At 51.5% G+C, this 18,956-nt stretch carries 14 protein-coding genes; 4 read left to right on the forward strand and 10 right to left on the reverse strand.

Translation table 11 applies throughout. The annotated features are described in order from the left end of the window. Positions 1–21: 21 nt before the first annotated feature. A complete protein-coding gene (locus EA58_RS10330) occupies positions 22–789 on the reverse strand; it encodes an ABC transporter ATP-binding protein (protein ID WP_036752148.1) in 768 nt (255 codons plus the stop codon). 177 nt (positions 790–966) lie between these two features. On the opposite strand from EA58_RS10330, the gene EA58_RS10335 reads away from it, so the two are divergent. Beyond that, positions 967–2,193 (forward strand): MFS transporter, encoded by a 1,227-nt coding sequence (locus tag EA58_RS10335; RefSeq protein WP_036752151.1) that lies wholly within the window; start codon positions 967–969, stop codon positions 2,191–2,193. Between the two features lie 220 nt (positions 2,194–2,413). Here the strand turns inward: EA58_RS10335 and EA58_RS10340 are convergent, their stop codons facing one another. The 3 genes from EA58_RS10340 to ppsA all read right to left on the reverse strand — a co-directional run bounded on the left by EA58_RS10340 (position 2,414) and on the right by ppsA (position 6,902). Next, entirely contained in the window at positions 2,414–3,097 is a 684-nt protein-coding gene (locus EA58_RS10340) for a hypothetical protein (protein WP_036752153.1), read from the reverse strand. Between the two features lie 355 nt (positions 3,098–3,452). Continuing rightward, positions 3,453–4,154, reverse strand: coding sequence for a hypothetical protein (locus EA58_RS10345; RefSeq protein ID WP_036752155.1), 702 nt, complete (start codon positions 4,152–4,154; stop codon positions 3,453–3,455). Between the two features lie 384 nt (positions 4,155–4,538). Further along, complete coding sequence (ppsA, locus tag EA58_RS10350; protein ID WP_036752158.1) at positions 4,539–6,902, reverse strand: phosphoenolpyruvate synthase; 2,364 nt, start codon at positions 6,900–6,902, stop codon at positions 4,539–4,541. Between the two features lie 220 nt (positions 6,903–7,122). On the opposite strand from ppsA, the gene ppsR reads away from it, so the two are divergent. Both ppsR and EA58_RS10365 read left to right on the forward strand, forming a co-directional pair. After that, the gene (ppsR, locus tag EA58_RS10355; RefSeq protein WP_036752160.1) at positions 7,123–7,956 is read left to right on the forward strand and encodes a posphoenolpyruvate synthetase regulatory kinase/phosphorylase PpsR; all 834 of its coding nucleotides are present in this window, start codon (positions 7,123–7,125) and stop codon (positions 7,954–7,956) included. A gap of 285 nt (positions 7,957–8,241) precedes the next feature. Continuing rightward, positions 8,242–8,991, forward strand: a complete 750-nt coding sequence (locus tag EA58_RS10365; RefSeq protein WP_036752163.1) for a hypothetical protein — start codon at positions 8,242–8,244, stop codon at positions 8,989–8,991. Positions 8,992–9,328: 337 nt separating this feature from the next. Here the strand turns inward: EA58_RS10365 and fruA are convergent, their stop codons facing one another. The 3 genes from fruA to fruB are packed head-to-tail and all read right to left on the reverse strand — an operon-like array spanning position 9,329 to position 13,234. Next, a complete protein-coding gene (fruA, locus tag EA58_RS10370) occupies positions 9,329–11,071 on the reverse strand; it encodes a PTS fructose transporter subunit IIBC (RefSeq protein ID WP_036752485.1) in 1,743 nt (580 codons plus the stop codon). A gap of 13 nt (positions 11,072–11,084) precedes the next feature. Beyond that, the gene (gene pfkB, locus EA58_RS10375; protein WP_036752165.1) at positions 11,085–12,074 is read right to left on the reverse strand and encodes a 1-phosphofructokinase; all 990 of its coding nucleotides are present in this window, start codon (positions 12,072–12,074) and stop codon (positions 11,085–11,087) included. A gap of 14 nt (positions 12,075–12,088) precedes the next feature. Further along, on the reverse strand, positions 12,089–13,234 hold the full coding sequence (gene fruB, locus EA58_RS10380) for a fused PTS fructose transporter subunit IIA/HPr protein (RefSeq protein ID WP_036752488.1): 1,146 nt from the start codon (positions 13,232–13,234) through the stop codon (positions 12,089–12,091). 277 nt (positions 13,235–13,511) lie between these two features. Here fruB and cra point away from each other — a divergent pair, with 277 nt between their 5' ends. Further along, positions 13,512–14,498 carry a catabolite repressor/activator gene (gene cra, locus EA58_RS10385; protein WP_036752168.1) on the forward strand — a complete coding sequence of 329 codons (987 nt, stop codon included), beginning with the start codon at positions 13,512–13,514 and terminating at the stop codon, positions 14,496–14,498. 9 nt (positions 14,499–14,507) lie between these two features. On the opposite strand, the gene EA58_RS10390 is transcribed toward cra, so the two are convergent. The 3 genes from EA58_RS10390 to EA58_RS10400 are packed head-to-tail and all read right to left on the reverse strand — an operon-like array spanning position 14,508 to position 18,767. After that, complete coding sequence (locus EA58_RS10390; protein ID WP_036752171.1) at positions 14,508–15,647, reverse strand: lipocalin-like domain-containing protein; 1,140 nt, start codon at positions 15,645–15,647, stop codon at positions 14,508–14,510. Further along, on the reverse strand, positions 15,647–18,115 hold the full coding sequence (locus tag EA58_RS10395; RefSeq protein ID WP_036752174.1) for an FtsX-like permease family protein: 2,469 nt from the start codon (positions 18,113–18,115) through the stop codon (positions 15,647–15,649). Before EA58_RS10395 ends, EA58_RS10390 begins: the two co-directional genes overlap by 1 nt. Next, complete coding sequence (locus tag EA58_RS10400; RefSeq protein ID WP_036752177.1) at positions 18,096–18,767, reverse strand: ABC transporter ATP-binding protein; 672 nt, start codon at positions 18,765–18,767, stop codon at positions 18,096–18,098. The genes EA58_RS10395 and EA58_RS10400 overlap by 20 nt, the downstream gene beginning before the upstream one ends. Between the last annotated feature and the right edge of the window lie 189 nt (positions 18,768–18,956).

Below are 18,956 nucleotides of genomic sequence, written 5' to 3' on the forward strand. Positions count from 1 at the left end.
AATCTTTCCCTGTGCTTGTTGTTATGGAATGTAGCTGATTGGCTGACCCGTTTGAGGATGCGCGAACAATGCCAGTTCCATACCATAGATATTTTTGAGGACTTCAGGTGTCATCATGAGCTCTGGTGTGCCTTGTGCAATCACCTTGCCTGAATGCAAAGCAATCAGATGATCACTGAATTTGGCGGCCATGTTGACGTCATGCAGCACCATAATCACCGTCAACCCTAAACTCTCATTCAGTTCCCGGATCAAATGCAATAATTCGTACTGATGCGCCACATCCAGCGCGGAAGTCGGTTCATCCAGTAAAATACACTGGCTCTGCTGAGCGAGCAGCATCGCAACCCAGGCTCTCTGTCTTTCACCGCCTGAAAGCGTCGCCACAAAGCGATTGGCAAATGGCGTCAGACCGACCCGTTCAATGGCCTCGTCCACCAGATCATAATCTTCCCGGTTATAGCGGCCAAAAGCGCCCTTCCAGGGATAACGACCGAAACACACCAGCTCCCGGACGGTGACGCCATCGGTGATCGGCGGATGCTGTGGCAGATAAGCCACATTAAGTGCAAAGGCTTTACTGTCGAGCTGCTGAACCGGCTGATGATTAAGCAAGACCTGACCGGACGCAGGCACATTTTGTCTGCTGAGCAGTTTCATCAGGGTAGACTTGCCACAGCCGTTATGGCCCAGCAAGGTCGTGATTTTTCCGGTTTCAAAGGCCAGTGAGGTAGGATGGAGAATCCGCTTCCCTTCCACATCAAAGGCAACATCAATGAGTTGGTACATGAATGCGGTAATGTGTTGCACAACAAAGTGCACGAACTCTACCACAGCCTACTGTGAATGATAATAGTTTTCACAAGCATTATTTCGATGTAGGATAGCCGTCACTCATTTTAGTGAGAACACGAATAGTTCTCTTTTGTTTCGGTAGTTCTCTGATTTTCCAGCCAGGAAGGGACCATGACCCAGGATGCCAGCCGTACTTCTCATCGACTTCATCTGACACTGATCGGACTCATCGCCGCCTTGATGGGCATCGGGCAAAACGGCCTGCTTGTTTCACTCCCCTTCCTCGTTGAACATTCGGCATTTGGATTACCCACCTGGTCGATAGTGATTGCGATCGGCAGTTTCCTGTTTCTGCCTGCTGCGCCGTTCTGGGGCAGTTTCAGTGACCGGAACGGACCGAAAACGGTTGTCTTACAGGCACTGGCTGGCATGGCTGTCAGTTTCTTACTCTTACTCACCTTCACCGCCCTCAGTAATGAATTCAGCGAACAGACTTATTTGTGGCTTGCCGGGCTTGTCTTTGCCCGCATCATTTACGGTTGTACCGTGGCTGGCATGGTGCCCGCCAGCCAGCACTGGGCGATTTTACTCTGCGGCAGCCAGAATCGCCTGCAGGCCATTACGTCAGTCAGTATTGGGTTGAGCACAGGCCGTTTGATTGGCCCGCTACTGGCGATGGGCGCTCTGAAACTTCATACCTACGCGCCCGTGATGCTGATGGTCGCATTTCCTGTCATTGCATTGCTTGGTGCCTGCTGGCTGCCGAAACCGGCTTTCACGCCGAACACAGCGCAGACAACAACACAACAGAAAACCGGTAAATTGCCTGACCTCACCCTGCTGCCGTTTCTCCTGACAGGATTGCTGCTCTGCGCCGTTGTGGCATTACTGCAATACAGCCTGTCACCCCTGATTGGTTCAATTACCGCCTGGACCACAGACGAGATCAGTCAGGCCATTGGTTTGCTGCTAACGTTGAGCGCCGCATTTACCTTGCTGACACAGGTGCTGGTGATCAAAAAGAAAAAACTGGACATCGAATCAATGTATCGGCTGGGCGGCATTGCCCTGCTGATCGGGTTTGTGCTTTTCCTCAACACATCATTCTGGATCTTTAACATCGCTATGGTTGCCTCAGCCATTGGCGCAGCCTTGCTGGTGCCCGCCTACACCTCCATGGCAACCCAGACCAACCCGGAACAATCGGGTAAAATCGCCGGTTTGATTTCGATGTCACATACGCTGGGCTACGGTCTGGCCTCTCTGCTCGCGAGTACTGTGGTGATTTCTCCACAACTCCCGGTTTGGGTCTGTCTCGGGTTTTCGGTTCTGGTGACCGGAATTGCGTTTACCCGGCGGAAGGATAAAGCCGTGGTGGATGTGGTTGAGGAGCGGTGAAATAAAATAATGGAATGAAGCACTTCAAATAAGTGTCATCCCCGCTCATGCGGGGATCTAGTTGAAATGCTCAAATTCCGAAGTGACCTTGGTGATTTCAGCCGATAATCTTTTGAAAAAGACAGTTTACACTTTGCCTTATTTGGATTCCCGTATTTGCGTGAATGGCATTTAACGCTGCATTGAAGAGATTTAATAAAACTAACTAAACAATTCATGTTCAATTGAAGGTAAATGTAACGCTATCAATATCAACATAATTGAAATCACCTTCATAATCATCTTTTGAATCATGAATAGATAAGATACTTCCTTGGGTCGGAACATTCCTCCCGATGTAATCCCCACTATTAACGCCATTCCCCCAATAAAAAGCACGAATTGAGATGGGTGTGTTTCCATTAATGGATTTAACTAACCGCTCATATTCACTTACAGTAGTATCCATTTTTTCTTTTCTTTCAGATGAATCAGACTCAACCAATTCCAATTCATTAAGTATCTTAAATGTGAATACTGACTTCCCATCTTTCTTTGATAAATTAGAATACCCTAAGGTTTTGACCGGGAAATTTAATTCTGAGCCAATTTCTGCTTCATCAGTTAACCTATATTTACCAATGCTAACAAAGTTTTCTTTCTCATTTTCATCAATAATTGTCGTAAAAAATAGGTCCCCTTCCTCATAAAGGTTTACATCACCTGAGTTATTCAAATCAAATAAAAACTCGATCCGAAATGCTCTCCGATTCTCAAAAGATGGGATCTCATTATAAAACTCAACCTGAACATTCAAACCTGCCGGTTTAGCAATTTCTTCAACCGCTTTTTTATCGTCGTCCGAACCACAACCAAACAGACCCAGTGATGCCAACATGACGACGGATAATTTCTTTTTAAACATTTTTCTCTCTCGAAATGCAATGATTGAATAAAATCAGCAGAATCCGCCAGCTGATGCACATAGGGTTTCACTGAGCAAATTGCATATCAATCTAGAGTTTTAACTCTATGCATAAGGATCACACGGCTTAAACAACAAGTGCGATATTGAGGGGAGGTTTTGAAGACAAACAATTGATCATAGAGATAAAGTGATGAATGATGACACAACTCTGATGCCTTGCTAGATGCAAGAAATCGATCACTGATAAAGTCCAGTTACGCGACCTCATGACTTCGATGACTTTTTAAAACACCCTCTGCATGATAAGCCTGTAAGCAAATAAGCCCGCAATTGCGGGCTTATATTTTTACGATTAATCGAAGCTAAATGAAACTCGCTCGATATCAGCGTAATTAGCTTCTTGTTGATAATCATCTTTCGGATCAAAAATGCTGTTAGAATTCAACTGAACCCCTGCGTCACCATCAATGAGATAATCTTCAGAACCTACTCGTGATGAATGATCTCTATACCTTACTCCTGCATTCATCGCTGGTGCTTGCTTTGCTGCAGCCATTCTTGCTAGGTAGCCGTTGAGGATCGGATCATCTTTCTCTGAACCAACCAGAACATCTGTTTCCTTATCCTTCTCTGTCGCTAAAACGGGCTGTGGTAAAATATTGATGTTCACAACAGATTTACCATCAATTGTTTCTAACTTTGCCGTTCCCAGTTGTTCTACAACGTTATAAGAACCATATTCTTCTTTTTTTTCTCTTATAGCTGATGACATTGCTTCAAAAAAAACACTGGATTTCCCGTTTTTAAAATTTGCTTCAATAATAAAGTCTCTGGATGCTACAATGTCGCCAGAATTGTCAATGTCAAAACCAAACTGAACCTTCAATTCTTGATCATCAGTCAACAATGCCGGAACTTCATTATAAAACTCAACCTGAATATTCAAACCTGCCGGTTTAGCAATTTCTTCAACCGCTTTTTTATCGTCGTCCGAACCACAACCAAACAGACCCAGTGATGCCAGCACCACCACAGATAATTTCTTTTTAAACATCTTTCTCTCTCGAAATGCAATGATTGAATAAAATCAGCAGAATCCGCCTGCCGATGCACATAGGGTTTCACTGAGCAGATTGCATATCAATCTAGAGTTTTAACTCTATGCATAAGGATCACTCTGCTTAGACAACGAGTGTGATATCGAGGGAAATATGAAATGATAAGTGATTGATAAATAACAGCAATACGATGAAAGATTGAACACTGTGAATACCTGTTTTCACAAGCCTCGAAACGCTGTATTTAGAGACGATGCATACCGAAACAATGCATACCGAAATAATGCACATAGAAACCATGCATTCAACGATGACTTGAGTGACAAAAAGCCCGCGACTGGCGCGGGCTTCGGCTTTCATTTTGTCTGAGCGACAGGCAATTATTTCTTCGCCAGATGCAGCCAGGTTTCGACCACGGTATCCGGGTTCAGGGAAACAGAGTCAATGCCCTGCTCCATCAGCCACTCAGCCAGATCGTCATGGTCAGACGGGCCCTGACCACAGATACCGACGTACTTACCAGCTTTGCGAGCCGCCTTAATCGCCATCGACAACATGGCTTTCACGGCTTCGTTGCGCTCATCAAACATATGGGCGATTTCACCGGAGTCACGGTCCAGACCCAGCGTCAACTGCGTCATGTCGTTTGAACCAATCGAGAAGCCGTCGAAGTACTTCAGAAACTCTTCGGCCAGAATTGCGTTCGATGGCAACTCACACATCATGATGACTTTCAGGCCATTCTCGCCGCGACGCAGGTCGAATTTCGCCAGCAGGTCAATCACAGAAGCCGCTTCGCTCACGGTGCGTACGAACGGGATCATGATTTCGACGTTGCGCAGGCCCATGGTATTGCGAACACGTTTAATCGCTTCACATTCCAGTGCAAAGCAGTCCTGGAACTGAGGCGACACGTAGCGGGATGCACCACGGAAACCAATCATCGGGTTTTCTTCAACCGGTTCGAAGTTCACACCGCCAACCAGATTGCGGTATTCGTTCGATTTGAAGTCTGACATTCGAACGATCACGCGTTTCGGCCAGAATGCTGCGGCCAGCGTTGAGATCCCTTCGGTCAGTTTCTGAATGTAGAACTCAACCGGATCAGCGTAGCCCGCAATGCGACGGTCGATTTCGGCTTTCAGCTCATCCGACTGCGCGTCGTAGTTGAGCAGCGCTTTCGGGTGAATGCCGATCATCTTGTTGATGATGAATTCCAGACGCGCCAGACCCACACCTTCATTTGGAATACAGGCAAAGTCGAATGCACGATCCGGGTTACCCACGTTCATCATGACTTTCAGCGGTAATTCAGGCAGGTTATCGACTTCTGAACGACGGATTTCAAAATCCAGCTCGCCTTCGTAGATATAACCGGTTTCACCCTGTGCACAGGATACGGTGACGGTTTGGCCATCCTGCAACAGTGACGTTGCATTACCACAACCAACCACTGCCGGAATGCCCAGCTCACGCGCGATGATCGCTGCGTGACAGGTACGGCCACCGCGGTTGGTCACAATCGCAGCCGCTTTCTTCATGACAGGTTCCCAATCCGGGTCGGTCATGTCTGCCACCAGCACATCACCGGCCTGAACCTGATCCATCTCATCCAGTTCGTTGACCACACGAACCACACCGGTGCCGATGCGCTGACCAATCGCACGGCCTTCCACCAGAGATTTACCCTGACCGTTCAGATGGAAGCGCTCCATCACGTTGGCATCATCGCGGGAACGCACGGTTTCCGGACGCGCCTGAACGATCAGCAGCTCACCGGTAATCCCATCTTTCGCCCACTCGATGTCCATTGGACGACCATAATGTTTTTCGATGATCATGGCCTGTTTCGCCAATGATTCGATTTCATCATCGGTCAGCGAGAAGCTGTTTTGCTCTTCAGGTGTTGTCTCCTGAATCACAACCTGAGTGCCCAGTTCCTTGCCTTCGCCATAGACCATTTTCTGCATCTTCGAGCCGAGTGTCCGGCGAACAACAGCAGGATTTCCAGCTACCAGCGTTGGTTTGTGCACATAAAACTCGTCGGGGTTGACTGCGCCCTGCACAACCATTTCACCCAGGCCCACAGATGAGGTGATGAAGACAACCTGATCGAAACCAGATTCAGTATCCAGGGTGAACATCACGCCAGAAGACGCTTTGTCAGAACGCACCATGCGCTGAATACCGGCAGACAGTGCGACACCTTTATGGTCGAAGCCCTGATGCACGCGGTAAGAAATAGCACGGTCGTTGAACAGAGAAGCAAAAACGTGTTTCACGGCTTCGATGACAGAATCGATGCCGCGCACGTTGAGGAAAGTTTCCTGCTGACCGGCGAAAGAGGCATCCGGCAGATCTTCTGCAGTTGCGGAGGAACGCACAGCGACAGACAGCATGTCGTCGCCTTCACCCAACGCCACATAGCATTTACGAATTTCCTGCTCCAGTTCAGTTGGTAGCGGTGCTTCGTAAACCCATTTACGAATCGTTTCACCCGCCTGTTTCAGCGCATTCACATCATCAACATCCAGCTTATCCAGCAGATCGTAAATGCGATCATTCAGGTGATTGGCTTCCAGAAACTGGTTGAATGCATAAGATGTTGTTGCGTAACCATTCGGTACTTTCACGCCAGCATTCGCGAGATTGGCGACCATTTCGCCCAGCGATGCGTTCTTACCACCAACTTTATCAACATCATTCATCGATAAAGCGTCATACCAAACAACATTCTGTTGCACGGGAAGTCTCCTTGTATTGGATCAGCTGTATTGTGTGGGCAAACTCTCAACGAAAACGATTGCTTTAGCATTCAAAAAAAACTTGCTTCAGAATAGATTCCGTTCGAGACAAACTGCTAGCAAAAGCTTGCTCAGCAGAACACTTACCCTGTAGGGTTATAGTTATAGATTGTTTGTCAGCCCCAATCGTTACAGGAACATTTAAAGGACTCAACTTATTATGCGCCGCAAATCTGATTTTCGTGATGTATTTTACGTTTCTGACGGCACAGCGATTACTTCTGAAACACTTGGTCATGCTGTACTGGGTCAATTCGATCTGGAGATTCGTCAAACAACCCTCCCTTTTGTTGAAACCATTGAACGCGCTCAGCAAGTGAAAGATAAAATTGATGCCGCCTACCGGGAATCCGGCATTGAGCCGCTGGTGTTTTTCTCCATTGTGCTGCCTGACGTCAAAGCGATCATCAATCAAAGCCAGGCGAAACTCTACGATGTGCTGGATGCACTGGTGCAGCCGCTTAGTCAGGATCTGAACATGATACCCAATGCCATGCTGGGGCGTTCACACAGTATCAGCCGTGATGCGGCAAGCTATCAGGATCGGATTGCAGCGATCGAATATACCCTCGCCCACGACGATGGAATCTCTCTGAATAACCTGGATAAAGCAGATATTATTCTGCTGGGTGTTTCACGCTGCGGGAAAACCCCAACCAGCCTGTATCTGGCGATGCAGTTCGGGATCCGCGCCGTCAATTACCCGTTCATTGCGGATGATATGAGCAGCCTGAAACTACCCAAAGAAATCGAACCGCACCGTTACAAAACCTACGGCCTGACCATTGATACCGAACGTCTGGTGACCATTCGGAATGAGCGTTATGCCAACAGTCAGTATGCAAGTGAAAATCAATGTGAGAGCGAGCTTGCCAAAGTCGAAGCTATGTTCCGCCGGGAAGCCATTCCTTATCTCAATACCACATCGCTTTCTGTTGAAGAAATCTCAACCCGGTTATTAGACATCAGCGGCCTCAAGCGTCGCATGTGTTAACAAAGTGATAGTGATAATGTTATAAAATTAACGAAGCCATCGGTCTCGTCCCATGGCTTCGTCATTCTTTCTCCCCTCAGCTTCGTGTTCTCCTCCCCCCGAGGCGTCCTCTTTTCCCCTTGGAACGAGGGCTTGTCTCAGCTTTGAGAGCCAAAAAACCTCACGAATTGAACTAATTAATGAAAACTTTTCTGACACCCTGGAAATCCTCAAAAAATCGCCATTGGTTGCAATATGCTTACTAACAAAAGAATAAATTAATCCCATTTGAGTTTGAGGTGGCAGATGATGAAGCCATGCTGGTGTTTCACATTAGGTCTGGGGATTGCGCTCACCGTGTCTGCCTGTGGCGGCTCTGGTGGTTCTGACAACAATGCAACTGGCAGCAATGGCCAACTGGATAAGCAGGCAAAACTGACGTTTGTGAATACAGCGCGCGATCAGGTTGATGCTTTTGTAAAAAATGGTGCCGATGCGACCAGTGAGGATTTGTTCACTCAGACTCATCTGAAAGCCGGACCGGTCAGTCACGAATCTCACCGTGAGTATACTCATCGCTGGGGGGGCAGCTCAGCATTGGATATCAGTATCGGTATCTGGGACAGCAAATATCAGCTTGAAGAGGAACCCGCACAAACCAATACTCAGCTCAATAGCGGTGAAAACTGGTGGGTAATTGCCTGGCTCAATGGGGAAACGACAAACAGTTTTCAAGTGACATCTCTTCGGAGAAGCCACAATGAGGTGCCTTCGGATCAGTATCAGTTCAGGGTCTTTTCGAATACGGATATCAGAATTGATTACGAGTCGGCAACCGCTTCCGGAGCAACAAATGTTTCTGCCGGTAAAGTGTCATCACCCATTCTCATGGCCGGCTGTAATGACCAATTTGAAGTTTCGGCCACCAAAGGAGAAGCGGGCACCGGGCTTGTGCCTCAGCAGTTGAATTTATGCGGTATCCCGGATTTGCAACCCGGCGACGCTTATCTGCTGATCACCAGTGATGATGAGATCCTTTACGCGGTTCAGGAATAAAGCAAATGGAACCTTTGCAGATATCGGATCGACAAGAACCATAACAACATCAATGCATCACCGATGACATTGAGTCTATAACAATAATTGGGAATCATTGCGCGTTCGCCTGACAGGCAATCATTGATCGCACGGAGAGCCTACATTAAAACAACGCGGTTGGTATTTGAGCTGTTCTGGATTGCGTTTTTGGGGAAAGCAGAGCGGCAAAACAAGGATACCGAGCCCACAGATTCAGTAGGCAGCGGTGGCAAGCCCCAGACATTCATGTCTGGGGCTCTTTTCTGTTTCAGGCTTGCAACGCAAAGTTGTTGACTGCGCTTGTTCACTGTCCTCTTTATGCAGTCGCCAGCTGTGCTTCTTCGGTGCGTTTCAGGAAAGCATAAGTCACACCGGTCAGCATCGTTCCCGCGGCGATCGCAACCAGATACATCAACACAGGTGTGATGGCATTCGGAATAAATAGGACGAACAAACCACCATGGGGTGCCATGAGCTTAGCGCCGAACAGCATGGATAACGCACCAGTCAGCGCACCACCGGCCATACAGCTTGGAATCACCCGCATCGGATCACGTGCCGCAAACGGAATGGCTCCTTCAGAGATAAAGCACAGGCCCAACACAAAGGAAGCCTTGCCCGCTTCCTGTTCCGGCAGACTGAATTTCCGCTTCGCCAGAAACGTTGCCAGCCCCATCCCCAGCGCAGGCACCATCCCAGCAGCCATCACCGCAGCCATGGGGCCATATGTATGCGATGCCAGTAAGCCAACACCAAAGGTGTATGCCGCTTTGTTGACCGGGCCGCCTAAATCAAAGCACATCATGCAGCCCAGCAAAATCCCCAGTAGCACCGCATTGGCAGAGCCCATGTTATTCAGGAATTCTGTCAAACCTGTCATTGCCGCAGACACTGGGCCACCGACAATATAAATCATGACCAGACCCGTGATCAGACTGGCGATCAGGGGAATAATCAGAATCGGCTTCAGCGCTTCCATAGATGCAGGCAAACGAACCTGTTCCGCCACCAGTTTGGCACTATAACCGGCCAGGAAACCGGCGACGATCCCACCCAGAAAACCTGCCCCGGTCGAACTGGCCAGCATCCCGCCAATCAGACCCGGCGCCAGACCCGGACGGTCGGCAATCGAATAAGCAATATAGCCCGCCAGAACCGGAATCATCAGGGCAAAGGCTGAACTCCCGCCGATTTGCATCAGTGCAGCAGCCAGTGTGCCTTCTTCTTTAAACGCTTCAATGCCAAAAACAAACGACAGCGCGATTGCCAGCCCTCCGGCAACGACGAGCGGCAACATGTGAGACACCCCGGTCATCAGGTGTTTATAGGGTCCGGCTTTCTCTTCTTTGGCAGTCTGTTCTGAAGACGAACCCGCGGCTTTACCCTGATACACCACAGCCGAAGCAAAAGCGTTGTCGATTTCCTGCCGGGTTTTCTTCAGCGCGGCACCGGTACTGGTTTTATACAGTTTTTTGCCCTGAAAACGGCTCAGGTCGACTTCGATATCCGCTGCAATGATCACCAGATCGGCTGCGGAAATATCCGCTTCAGTCAGCTGATTTTTTGCACCCACGGAACCGCGAGTTTCAACCTTGATGTCATATCCCTGACGTTTGGCTTCATCTTCCAGCGCTTCTGCGGCCATAAAGGTGTGCGCAACACCGGTCGGACAAGCCGTAATAGCGACAATCCGCTGTGCGGCGGACGCTGAAACCGGTGCACGCACGGAAGTGACTACAGGCGCCTCTTCCAGCGCAGTTGCACCGGCAACCGCGTTTTCAAGAAAGCCTTTGGGGTCGGCCAGACAGGCGGCCATCCCACCCTGAAAGAGTTTTTTATCCACAAAACGATTCAGATCCACCGGGCAATCGGCGATCACGACAACCGCATCGGCCTGCGCAATCATTGCCTCAGACAAGGTCTGTACCGGCAGGATACTGGACTGACATTCAATCTCAGCCTGCCAGTTCAGGTCTTTTGCGGCTTGCTCCATCAGCCCCGCCGCAATCACTGTATTTGCGATTCCGCTCGGACAAGCGGTCAGTATTGCTATCTTCATGTCGTCACCTTTGTCATTCAACGTTCACGTTTTGGCCAACAGGCATCTCATTTAAAATCTGAACACTTTCCAGCGTTTGTTGCAGCACCGCCGCATCCGGCACACCCACACCCACCTGGGTGACCGCCAGTGCGGACAAAGCTGTCGCAAACGTCAGTGTTTCTTGTTTATTCCAGTCATTCAGTGCTCCCCAGCACAAGCCTGCCACCAGGGTATCCCCGGCACCCACCGTGCTGACGACCGTCATTTTCGGCGGCTGAGATTGCAGCCATCCCGATTCATCCAGCCACATCACCCCCGCAGCACCCAGTGACACCACAACATTTCGGATGTCCTGCCGGTGCAGTCTCTCTGCGGCGGCCCGTAACTGAGGCTGAGTGTCCAGTGCTTTGCCGCAGAGTGCAGATAACTCTTCATCATTGGGTTTCACCAGCCAGGGAGAAGCCAGCACACCCGCTTTCAGCGCATCATTACTGCTGTCAAACAACACCTTTTTGCCCAGTGATTTCAGGTCTTTGATCCATTGCGCGCAAGTCTCCGGACGCAGACCGACCGGCAGGCTCCCGGCCATCACAAACACCTCATGTTGCTCAGCCAGTTCGAACAGTTTTTGTGCCATGGCAGCAACATCGTCCTCAGTCACCACAACACCCGGAAAATTGATATCACTGACACGGCCACTGGCTTCCACCAGTTTGACGTTGATCCGGCTTGAGCCCGGCACGCGAACAAAGGCATCTTCAATGCCAAACTGAGCAAACAGCTCACAGAAAGGATCCTGATTCTCCGTGCCCAGCAATCCCGTCACGGTCACCGCTGCGCCCAGTTCAGCCAGAACCCGGGCCACATTGACGCCCTTCCCGGCCGGATGCAGAGTGCTTGTTGAGATCAGATTGACTGTGCCCGGTTCCAGCAAAGGAAGGTTGCCGGTTAAATCCAGTGCCGGATTCAGATTCACCGCCACCACTTTTGGTTTCGCCATACCTGTTGTCTGGGTATTCATTGATTTGCCCTCTTCTATTTACCTTCACCCAGACCCGCCGCGATGGCATCACCAATCGCGTTCAGCGCCAGAGATGCATCTGCACCCTCTGCGGTGAATTCCAGCTCATGACCCTGTTTCACCCCCAGCGCAATCACTTTCATCAGGCTTTTCGCGTTCACCGCAGCACCGCCACCCTGCAAATTGCGAACCTGAATCGCCGCCTCAAATTTCTTAGCGACGCTCACCAGCATGGCACCCGGGCGGGCATGCAGACCATGCGCATTGCGAATTTGATAAACCGCAGTATTGGCATCCGCGCTGACCTGAGAACCGGATTCAGTGAACTCAGATTCAGTCAGGAGAGAAGGCAGCTTTGCCGCTTCAGTTTCAAACAATACATGCAGTTGTTGCTGATACAGCAACCGGGAAATCTGTTTGAGTGGCTTTTGATAAGTGCCATTGCCTGCGGCAATCATCAGCAGACCTTTGACCGGCTGGCTCTGATGCGTGACATTTTGTGACGGTGTCACGAATGATAATGCAGTACGGGATACATCCTGACGGCTTTTCGCCAGCCACAGCCCCTGCCCCAGATACGACGGGCCACTGGCAATCACATCGGCCACAAACCCATGACCTGCCGCCTGATGATTTTTAATCAAACCCGCAGCAACCGCGGTCAGTTGCAGTAAGTCGGTCGCCGGGAATTTCAGTGCAATCAGCTCGGCATCAAAATCAGCTTCAAGCTGGGTTTCACCATTCAGCAAGGCAATGAGCGCCGCTTCACTGCTGCACTGTTGAATCTGTTCAGCGACCCCGTCTGCCGACAGCACTTTGGTCAGTTGCTTCAGAATACCCAGATGCTCATCAGACTTGGCCGCAATCCCGATCGCCAGATAGACGGTGTTGCCATCTCCCCAGTCGACCCCCTGAGGGAAATGGTGAATTTTCACCCCAGTCTGGTTGACCAGATCCCGGGTATCGGTCGTACCATGCGGAATGGCAATACCGCTACCCAAAAACGTAGAATTCTGAGCTTCACGGGCCAGCATACCTTTGACATAGCCCTCAGCTACCAGTCCTTGCCGGGTCAGCTCGCCCGCCAGGGCAGAAATTGCAGCGGCTTTATCATTGGCTGACTGGTTCAGCGCAATATCTTGTCGTGTCAGTGACAACATCGGTTCACTCCCCCTCGTTTTCTGACCGGCTCTGATGGCCGGATCCACTGAGTGTTTGGCTTCATTTCAATGAAAGCTGAAACGATTCAGCCCACAAAGAAATAAAAAGTTTCAGCGATGTACCCGTGAGTATAGAATAAGCTGTAACACAGTGCTGAAACCTTTCAGCCATCATGCTGGATCGATTCAGCAAGAAATGCAAACAATGGACTTTCGATCCTTTTTCAATCTATGATCCAAACCACACTTTGCCTGATTTTTAGAGTCAATACACAACATGAAGCTAGATGAAATTGCCCAACTGGCGGGAGTCTCCCGGACGACGGCCAGCTATGTCATCAATGGCAAGGCCAGTCAGTACCGCATCAGCGAAAAAACCCAGCAGAAAGTGATGGCTGTGGTCGAAGAACACAACTTCAAACCGGATCACGCCGCCAGTGCCCTCCGGGCGGGCAGTTCACGCTCACTGGGCCTGATCATTCCGGATCTGGAAAACAGCAGTTATGCCAAACTGGCGAAGCTGCTGGAACGAGATGCCCGGAAAGCAGGCTATCAGCTCATCATCAGTTGCTCCGATGATGAGCCGGAGACAGAAATGAAAGTGGCCCAGACCTTAGTCGGCCGACGGATTGATGCCCTCATCGTTGCCAGCAGCTTGTCGGCCGACCATCCGTTTTATCGTGAAATCCAGACTGCCGGCGTCCCGGTCATTGCCATTGACCGAGGTCTCGATGATGAATTCTTTGCCTGTGTGATCAGTGAAGATCATGACGGCGCTTATGCGCTGACCAAACAATTGATTCAGCCGGACACCCGAACCATTGGTCTGATCGGCGCCGTACCGGAACTGGGTATTTCTCAGCAGCGTGAACTGGGATTCAAAGCCGCAGTTCGGGATCTGGGCAACGCGACACTCGCGTCGAAAACCCTGTATGGCGATCATTTCAGCCCGGAAGAAGGGCAGCGCCTGTTGCAGCAGTGGATTCAGGAAGATGCAGTGCCCGACAGTATTCTGATCACCTCGTATGCCCTGTTCGAAGGCATGCTGGACTGCTTCCTGTCGCATCCGGCACTGATGAAAACGACTCAGCTTGCGACCTTTGGTGATCACCGCCTGCTGGATTTTCTGCCGATGCGCATTCACTCCTTGCCCCAGCAGTTCGAAGACATTGCCGACAGTGCGCTGGAACTCGCGCTGAATGCCACGGCTGGCCGTTACCGTGCCGGTGTGGAAGTGGTTCCGCGTCAGTTAAAGATTCGGTAGCCTGTTTCATCAATAACCCGTCAGTTCCATAAATCCCTGCCCGGTATGGCTGCCTGTCACCGTCACCGGGCCTTCCCAGTAGGGAAAAAGAAACGGCAGCAACTGATCGTCCCGTCGGGCCTGAACATCTAACTCGATCTGCTGTTCAGGCACCACCAGATGCCAGCGCACCGGGAATTCACGTTCAGCCTGAATGTCGCTTGCCTGAATTGCGGTTCGTAATTTTGCCATTCGTATCGGTGTCAGACTGGCCTGTCCCTGAGTAATCGGGATGCTCTTGCCATCCGGCCAACTCAGGCTGCCAAAGGTATAAGCCGGATGTTGGTGACTGCGTAACTGATAGAGCATCAGTGCCCGGCCATCATCCAGATGGATAGAAAACCAGTCCCAGCCTTGCTGATGTTCAGACAGTGACTGACTGCTCCATTCCCGATCGAACCACCCTTCCCCTTTCACTTGATACAGGACGCCATCCAGACGAATCTCACCGTCCACCGACAGAAAAGGCATACTGTAGTAGTAGGATGCCAGCCTGGGATCAGCCGGATCCTTCTGGCTGTATCCGCCATCGCCTTGCAAAACCCGGTTGCCATAACTGCGCATCTTCAGCGTCACATCCATCTGTTGATCCCGAAACGTTAAAGTTCCAGGAAAAGGAGATCCCCCCTGCCCCTGCCACCGCCAGTTATCCAGCCACAATGTGAATGGTTCCGCCGTCACACCCGACTGTCCGATGCCACCGCGCGCAAAGCGCTCCGCCTGCCAGCGTTTCTCCGCTGTCGTGACCACAGCATGTGCCATAAACCGCTGCGGGCTTTGCCAGCCAGTTGCCAGTACATCGCTCTGATTCGGTCGGGCCGACGTTCGGAACAGCGTCCATTGCACCGCAAGCCACTGGCCGGATTCAGAGGTCAGATTCGCCGTCAGGTACCACCATTCCACCCGGAAACCGGGATGACTGAGATGATCCTGAGGGAAAATCAGCGGCTGCCCCGGTTTCACCTGCTCAAACCCGGCATCATTCTGCTGCGACAGCACGGCCAAAGTTCTGTTCTCCGGAGATTCCGGCTCACAGCCGAGCAACAACAGGCTTAACAGGATCAACAGCCCCCACGAGAACCACGTCTGCCAGATTTGCCGTCTTTGCATCAGAAAGCCTCCCGCAGCGACAACATGGCAGAACGCCGGACCAGCCGCCAGACGGGCCACGCACCAGCCAGCAAAAGTGCCGCCAGTGCAGTCCCTAACGAAAACAGATACTGCCAAGGGAAAAAACGAACCGGCATGGTCCAGCCGAAGGAGTATTTCAACACCACATCAATCAGCAACTGAGCCAGCAGCAACCCCAGTGGCAAAGCAATCAGCGCTGTCATGGCCCCAATCGCCAGCAACTGACCGCCCCCCAGCAATGCCAGTTCTTTGCCGGTCATGCCCATACAGCGCAACAGAGCAAACTGCCGTTGCCGGGAGATTTCACCCGCGATAGTCGCAATAAATAAACCGCCGACAGCAACGAACAGGGTCAGTTTTCCTAAGGTCGCTGTGACAATGAAAGTCCGGTCGAACACCGCCATGGCCTGATGCATGATCTGGCTGTGATCACGTACCTGATTGGCCTTCAGACCGAAGCGTTTCTGTATCTGATCCATCATCATCTGAATCGCTTTATTGTCATGACCGAGATGAATCGCCAGACTGACTTTCCCCTCTCGGTGAAACAGCTGCTGCCACACCGGCTCTGACACGAAAATCTGACCATAAGGATTGCCGTAATCGTAATAGATGCCTGCCAATCGCCAACCCTGCCCCAGCCTTGGCGGTAAATCGACCGTTTGGCCGGGCTGCCACTGGTTTCTGAGCGCAAGGGATTCACTGGCAAGAAAAACTTTGTCCGGCCCCTGCCGATGCAGTAAAGACCAGTAATCATCCAATGCCTCTTTCATTGGCAGCGACCGCTGCTCTCCTGCCGACTCTCCGATACTGAAGACCTGCAACGGCTGTTCGTGACGTGCATCGGCCACTTCATTACGCCATCGCCACCACACAGCCTTCACCTGCGGCTGCCTGACTGCCCACCGGTCAACCGATGTGGCCTGATGCGTGGACGGCTGAACATAGACATCGGCAGCCAACCGTTGTCCGAGCCAGTTTTGTGTGGCCTGCCGGAAACTGCCCACCATGGTATCCATCCCAATCGTGGCGGCCAGCGCCAGCATAAAGGCCATGGCAGCAACGCCCCGGTAGCTCAGGCTGGCGGCAGCATCACTGAAAAACCATCGGAGCCGTGGTGAACGCAGCCACTTTGCCAGCCCTTTGAACGCGGCCCATAACAGGAACGGCATCAGTAACCCGGCGGCCGCCAGTAAACAGCCAATCAGCACAAACCCGGCGAACTGATTGTGCTCCAGAAAATAAATAACAACGGCCATCAGAATGAACAAAGCCGCCACCAATGCCTGCCAGATAAATTCACGCCAGCTACCTCTGACCATCGTCATATGCGCCGTCAGCCGGGCCGGTTGGGTGCGGATCAGCCGAACCAGCGGCCAGCCACAGGCCATCACCGTGCCGCCAAGGGCAATCACAAGACTGAGCGCGCCCCACTGCCAGTGCCATCCGGTTGTCAGCGCAATATTGGCCTGATAAAGATCGCTCAGCGTTGTTGCGACCGACGGCAACAGCTTCTGCGCCAGAAATAACCCCAGCACATTACCGCCGACCACACCGATCACCAGCCAGAGCACCAGCTCAATCCCCAATGCTTTCGCTAGTTGCGAGCCGGATACACCGCTCTGACAGAGCAAGCCAACCAGAAACTGACGCTGCGTCAGTGACAACGACATGGCCTGATAAAAGATAAACAAACCGACGATAAAGGCGAGCATGCCCATGGCAAATAAATTCAGGTGAAATGCCCGGGTCAGAGGTTCCAGATGGGCATGGTCATTTTTGGTCAGGGTCAGCCCACCCGGCAGCAACTGACGGATGTCCTGCTGCTCATCCGGGCTGAGCTGCCCACAAAATACGGCGTTGAAGCCTGACCGCGGAAACAACTGCCGCACCAGCCCCATATCGGCCAGCAAGCGTGCACCGTGAATCCGATCATCATCAACAAGGGCTAACCGGCCAATCTCACGGCCCGTGTTCAGGGTCAGCCGCTGGCCGTCGGACAATTGCTTGATCTGTGCCAGTTGCCGGCTGATCCAAATCTGCCCCGGCGTTTGAATCAGAGTGACAGACTGAATCGATTCACTGGAAGACGAAGAAAAAGGCAGCATCACCAAGGGGTCAATCCCCACCAGTGTCAGTGTTCCGGCTTCGGCGGTCTCAATGCGGTGCATCTCATAAGGCACACACTGGGTATACCCCATACGACGCAATTGAATATACAGCCCCTGCGGCACCGTCATTCCGGCCTGTTCATGCCGGATGGCGTACCGGAACGGTGTCTTGAAAAGCATTTCTCCGGCGCGGTAACTGCTTCTGGCCTGCTGGTTGACCGCCAGCACGCCCACCAGCAACGCAATGCCCATGATCAGCCCGAGCAGGAGCAGCACCATCTGCAAAGGGTGACGGCGATAATGTCCCCAGAGTGCATTAAAGACCGGATTGTGCATTCAGCACGCCTCCCTTCAGCATCACCCGGCCATTCATGTAAGACGCTACCTGCTGACTGTGCGTCACCAGCAGCAGTGAACAATTGAGTTTTGAGGTCAGCCCCGTCAACAGCCGCATCACCGCCTGCGCATTCCGCTCATCCAGACTGCCCGTCGGTTCATCGGCCAGCAGAATATCCGGCTCCATATACAGCGCACGGGCAATCGCTGCCCGTTGTTGCTGTCCGCCAGACATCTCTTCCGGGTATCGCTTCAGCAAGGGTTTTAAATCCAGTGCAGACACAATATTGCGCCAGAGTTCCGGCTGATCCGGCAGCCCTTTAAGCTGGCGGCAAAACTGAATATTGTCCTGTGTGGTTAAGGTGGGCAGTAAATTGAACTGCTGAAAAATCAGCCCGATATGATGTCGCCGGAATGCTGTGCGCGCCCGCTCTGAGATCGCATGCAGCGGGGTGCCCGCCAGCCAGATTTCACCCTGATCGACCCGGTCCAGTCCGGCAATCAGGTTCAGCAGCGTACTCTTACCAGAGCCGCTCTCGCCCATCAGCGCCACCTGCTCGCCCCGGTCGAGTGTCAGCGCGGCCCCTTGCAGCACGGCATGAAACTCGTTGCCATCCTGATACCCTTTGCAGAGATCAACCAGCCGTAACATGGCCGCCTCCCTGGATGAAACAAGGATTGCTACTTTGAATGAAACCGCGGCTGTCCCGCCTGAAATTCATGTGTTTTCAGATGATTATTTAAGAAAAGAAGGTTCAGAAAATAAGTGTAGTCCATCGCCAGATGCACTGGCGGGCGATTCACACGACGCATCAGTACACAAGACATTGCTTTAAAGCGG

This window comes from Photobacterium galatheae, assembly GCF_000695255.1.
GTDB classification, from domain to species: domain Bacteria; phylum Pseudomonadota; class Gammaproteobacteria; order Enterobacterales; family Vibrionaceae; genus Photobacterium; species Photobacterium galatheae.